Here is a 5,203-nt window from a genome sequence, read left to right as displayed (position 1 = left end):
GATACAGGAATATGGAGAAACCACTTTTGATGTTTGTTCACTAACTTTGCTGTTCCAAACGTCCATGTTCCGTCGAAATACGTTTCAAGTCCTTTCGTTTGAAAAGGAACTTTGATTCGTCCTTCTAACGTATTGATGGAAAACAACCCTTTGGTTAGGCTGTAATCTCGATTAAAAACGAGGTCTATTTGCGGTTTTTTAAACGCAATCTGACACCACTTGTGTCCATTGGTTTGGTTGGTTTTATATTTTGCAATCACCGTTTTTAACACAGACTGTGCCATTTGAGATTTTAAGCCAAATGTAGAGCGAAGTTTGCGGTACGTCATCTTGTGAAGTTTGGCTTGCACAAGGGTGTTTTCTTTGTATATCACTTCCGACACCGCATTGCACGCATCACGATATGCTTGCATCGTTTTTTGAAGAAGCTGTTCTTGTTCAGATGTCGGTAAAATTTTAATTTTTGCTGTTAAAGTCAATTTCATGTTCTCACCACCTTTCACTAATTTTATTTTATATTTTTTTAGTGAAAAATAAACAAAAAAAACGCATTCCTCCCCATGCTTGAAAGCAGGGGTTTCCTGCGTGATTAATCATGAAAATACGACAGAGCTTAAGCAATGAAAAAACACTTTTTCAGCAATCGCCAAAAAAAGTGTTTTCGTCAATTACGGCAACCGATGACCTGCCGCACGGTAGATTTCGTACCATTCTTGTCGGGAGAGTTGCACATGGCTTGCTTGGCAAATGTCTTTTAAACGAGCAGAGTTTGTTGTGCCAACGATCACTTGCATGTTCGCTGGATGACGCAAAATCCAAGCGACAGCAATCGCTGACTTGCTTACTCCTTTTTCCTCCGCTAGCCGTCCGAGTACTTCATTGACTTCCGGAAATTGCTCGTTGTCAATGAACACTCCTTCAAAAAAGCCGTATTGGAACGGAGACCACGCTTGTATCGTAATCTGTTTAAGACGGCAATATTCTAAAATATGTCCGTCGCGGTTCGGCGCTCCGTCAAATAGCGTATTCGCTTGAATGCCGCTTGTCACTAAATTCGCATGCATAATACTGAACTGCATTTGATTCGCGATGATCGGCTGTTTAACGTATGCTTGCAATAGCTCGATTTGCATACTATTGAAGTTGCTCACTCCGAAATGACGGACTTTTCCACTTGCATGTAGACAATCAAACGCCTCTGCTACTTCTTCTAGTTCCATAAGCGTATCCGGTCGGTGTAAAAGCAACATGTCTAAATAATCGGTTTGAAGTCGCTTCAATATGCCGTCGACGGATGTTAAAATATGCTCTTTTGATAAGTCATAATAGCCATCACGAATCGAACATTTGCTTTGAATGTGAATGCGTTCGCGCAAATGCGGACGAGAAGCAAGCACTTCACCAAACAGCTCTTCACAACGCCCTTTTCCATAAATATCTGCATGGTCAAACATCGTAATTCCTGCTTCAAGCGCTTCGTCTATATACCTTGATAGCTCGGAAACAGACATTTCCGAAATCCGCATGCATCCTAACACAATTTCTGAGGCTATTAGTCCAGAGTTACCAATGTTTATTCGTTTCATTTGTCCGTCCTCCCTTTTTACTTTCGTTTTGAAGCTGCTTCTATGGCGAACTGTGCTCCGATTAACTCAACAGCGCACAAGATGAAAATAAAAAAGATTCCCATCGTTTCTCCCTCCCTCATGCTTTTGACACGAGCATAAGGTATGAAACGCGTTTCGATGCAATATGTTTTTAAAACTTTTCTGCTATACGTCGAATGAAGACGAGCGAAGCGATTGCAATGAAAGCAAGAATCGTTTCTACAATCCAAACATTTGAAATGACTTTCACTTGATATAGCGCAGGGACCACATCAATTAACGCATGAATCAAAATGGCATACACCACATAACGAAATTGTCCTTTCCGAACCCCATATAAAACAAGAAGAGAAAGCGCAACATGGATCGCTATCGCAAATGTTCGCTCGATACCACCTAATACATACATCCAATCAGGCTGATTTAACATGGTTTTGAGCATCTCCACTTGTGTAGCAGGGAGAGAGGAAGCAATTTGCTCAAACTGACCTGTTTGCACGAGATGAGAAATGACCATCATATTCACGGCGCTAAAAGCACCAATAAGCACAGCTTCCATTCCTCCATGTCCTAAACCGAATGATAATCCATCCCCGTATGCCCGATTGTTTTTTAACATGAAACGAAACCCGACATATCTTCCTATCTCTTCAAACACTCCAGCTGCTAAAGCGCCGTAAGCGACAAACGCCCAAACGCTACTTATTCCTTTTAACGATGTGCCACTCGGATCTATGACAAGCATATGCATAACTTTCTCTAACACTTGTGAAAATAAAACAAAAACAAGCAAGCCGACACCAAACGCTTTCCATGAGAGCCATCCTTTTTTTCGCCCATATATGATAAGTGCGAAAGGAACAATCAAAGAAAGAAACAATTGAACAAACATCCCAACCAAGCCGATCTCTCCTTTCATTTACGCGAAAATAAATACGACTGGATAAACAAATACATCGTGCCACCAAATACAATGATCATCAGAAAAATAAAGCGCCATACACTTGTTGCAAATACCGTAAGCATAATGAATACACCCATCATAACAAACACTTTTCCTCCGACACGATGCGTTTTTTGCCAAACTTCTTCATTTTCTAGCGTCCAAGGGGTACGAATACCGAAAAAATAATTCGGTTTAATTTTCGGCATATAATTTCCAAGGGCAATGAACAACACTCCAACTCCAATCGGCACAACGACATCGACTTGCACAGGAATTCCGATATTATACGCAAGCGTCACCACATGTATGCTAAATAAAAATAAAACAAATACATGTAAAAAAATGCGATATACTTTTTCAAATTTCTCGTAGTTTTCTTTGCGTGGATCCACCTTCGGCAAGAAAAGAATAAGGGAGACAATTCCTGTTAAAAAGATCGGAAAAAGTAATGCGCCCCACCATTTGCTCGTAAAGCCGTCAGCTTCCCCAGCCACATTCCAATGAATCGCCACTTCATCCGGCAAAAAAGGGATGGCTAATAAACTCAATACATAGCTACTTGCAATGAGAATGATAATAAATAAGTGCTTTTTCATGATTCGTCACCTTCTTTTTGTAATATGTCATAAAACCAGCTCATTAAATCTTGGAACACCGTTGTGTTTAATGAGTAATAAATATGTTGTCCAACGCGCCGATCTTCCACTAAATCGGCTTGTTTTAATATTTTTAAATGATGAGACACACTCGGCTTTTGCATATCAAAATGTTCAGCAATTTCCCCCGCTGTTAAGTTCCCTTTTTTTAATAAAGAAAGAATTTTTCTTCGGTTTGGATCAGCAATCGCTTTAAACGCTTCGTTAAACGACATCCTTTTTCACCTACTTTCTTTTAGATATTTAGATAAATATCTAAATATAACCCAAAAAAATAGATATTTAGATAAATTTCTAATTACATCATATCCCTTTTTTATACATGAGTCAATATACAAAAAGGAACCAAGGAAAACCTTGATTCCCCATTATTTCAAGTTGCCCGGTACAGATTTAGACAACCGTCCTGAAGCTGAAGTTGCTGTTGGGGAAACAGCTGGCCGTACAATTTTCATCGGATCACCTCCTTCTCCTGTCGGTAAATAAGTTGCAATACTTGTTTTATTTTTCTTTTTTCATACGGACAAGGACGTTTACCTTTCCTAATTCGATACTGCGGGCAATGATTCCCTTGGCAAGCTGGTCGAAAAAAACAAGACTGGCACGTTTCATCTTGTTCTTCGCCCGACGTCACCCACAATGCAAAACGATCATAGTCAATATGTATCGTTCCATCTGTATGAAGTTTACCAACATGATTATATGGCTCATTTAAAAAACACGTACATTTATACAACTGTCCGTCTGTTCCGATTACCAAGGAGTGGGGCTTAGCTGCATAACAAACCGCCCCTCCAGGTGTAAGCATCGACTCAATAATCTTACTCATCGAAATCCCTTGTTTTACAGCCTGTTCAGTCAATTCCCATATTTTCCTTTCAGCCGTGCGATCATCACAGATCGGCAAATGTTCATCATTTTTTCCACCCCATCTTCCAACTGGACGGCAAAACAATTGAAAACGAGCATCCCCTGCAAATTCGTGTGCTAAGTCGGCAAGGAATGATGGAACATGATCGATGTTTGCTTCATCAAAGTTCAGACGAAGATAAATATCAAATGAGTCGTGTAACGTACGAATATCCCGTAAATGTTGCATGATTGTATGATACGTACCTTGTCCATCCGCTAGAAAACGACGGGCATCATGGATCCTTTCTGCTCCATCGATGGTAATCATAAAGCGACGGACGTGATAACGTAACAGTTGTTGCAGCGTTTCTTTTGATAAATAGTAACCGTTTGTCGAGATGTCCGCTTCATACGTTACACCATATCTCTCCGCTAACGAAATGATCCATTCACTTAATTCTTGAATAATGTGAAGCGCCAATATGTCAAGGCCGATTATTTTTTCCCCAAAATCGCCGGTTTAAAATTCCCCAGAAGGACCTCATTGATCCTTCTGTTTTTCTTGTTGGAGCCTTTTTTCCCGCAATCGATAGCTTTCCCCCTTTAGGTTGAAAATGATGGAATGATGCAGTAATCGATCTAACATCGCTGTCGCCAAAACCGAGTCTCCCACGATTTCTCCCCATTCCCCAAAGCTTTTGTTGGAGGTGAGGATAATCGGGGCATGTTCGTACCGACGGGCGATGACCTGAAATAAGTAATGAGCGCTGTTCGGGTCCAGTTTTAGATACCCCATTTCATCAATAATGAGAACGGTTGGCTTCACAAAGACACGAAGCTTTTTCTCCAACTTTCCTTCCTGGTCGGCTCTTCTTAACTGAGTGACCAAATCATGGGCGGTAATAAAATACGTTTTATACCCTCTTGCGATCGCCTCCATTCCAATCGAAATAGCCAGATGCGTCTTTCCAATCCCCGGTGGACCGAGAAAGAGGATATTCTCCTTTCGATCAATAAACGATAAGGTAAGCAGTTCTCGAATCCGGCGCTCATCCACCGAAGGCTGCGCGGTAAAATCAAACGTATCGATCGTCTTGCGATATGGCAGTTTGGACAGCTTGATGAGCGTTTGGATCGATCGT

General features: G+C 40.9%; 6 protein-coding genes and 1 pseudogene. All 7 read right to left on the bottom strand.

All coding sequences use genetic code 11. The features are described from left to right. A partial coding sequence (locus EKC99_RS14995) for a helix-turn-helix domain-containing protein (RefSeq protein ID WP_483296087.1) occupies nucleotides 1–485 on the bottom strand: 485 nt, incomplete at its 3' end. A gap of 183 nt (nucleotides 486–668) precedes the next feature. Then, entirely contained in the window at nucleotides 669–1,586 is a 918-nt protein-coding gene (locus EKC99_RS14990; RefSeq protein ID WP_035065641.1) for an aldo/keto reductase, read from the bottom strand. 172 nt (nucleotides 1,587–1,758) lie between these two features. Continuing rightward, nucleotides 1,759–2,526 carry a YhfC family intramembrane metalloprotease gene (locus EKC99_RS14985; RefSeq protein WP_009360924.1) on the bottom strand — a complete coding sequence of 256 codons (768 nt, stop codon included), beginning with the start codon at nucleotides 2,524–2,526 and terminating at the stop codon, nucleotides 1,759–1,761. Beyond that, nucleotides 2,523–3,149, bottom strand: a complete 627-nt coding sequence (locus tag EKC99_RS14980) for an SdpI family protein (protein WP_042533965.1) — start codon at nucleotides 3,147–3,149, stop codon at nucleotides 2,523–2,525. The genes EKC99_RS14985 and EKC99_RS14980 overlap by 4 nt, the downstream gene beginning before the upstream one ends. Continuing rightward, a complete protein-coding gene (locus EKC99_RS14975; protein ID WP_075039735.1) occupies nucleotides 3,146–3,424 on the bottom strand; it encodes an autorepressor SdpR family transcription factor in 279 nt (92 codons plus the stop codon). The genes EKC99_RS14980 and EKC99_RS14975 overlap by 4 nt, the downstream gene beginning before the upstream one ends. A gap of 236 nt (nucleotides 3,425–3,660) precedes the next feature. Further along, a pseudogene (locus EKC99_RS14970) lies at nucleotides 3,661–4,554 on the bottom strand (radical SAM protein); the annotation flags it as partial. A 48-nt stretch (nucleotides 4,555–4,602) separates the two neighbouring features. Then, on the bottom strand, nucleotides 4,603–5,203 hold a 601-nt coding region (gene istB, locus EKC99_RS14965; RefSeq protein WP_163152484.1), incomplete at its 5' end, for an IS21-like element IS5376 family helper ATPase IstB.

Source organism: Anoxybacillus sp. MB8 (assembly GCF_011006755.1).
In the GTDB taxonomy this organism is placed as follows: Bacteria; Bacillota; Bacilli; order Bacillales; family Anoxybacillaceae; genus Anoxybacillus; species Anoxybacillus gonensis.
Note: the sequence above shows the minus strand (reverse complement) of the source record. Positions and strands in the feature narration are given on the sequence as shown.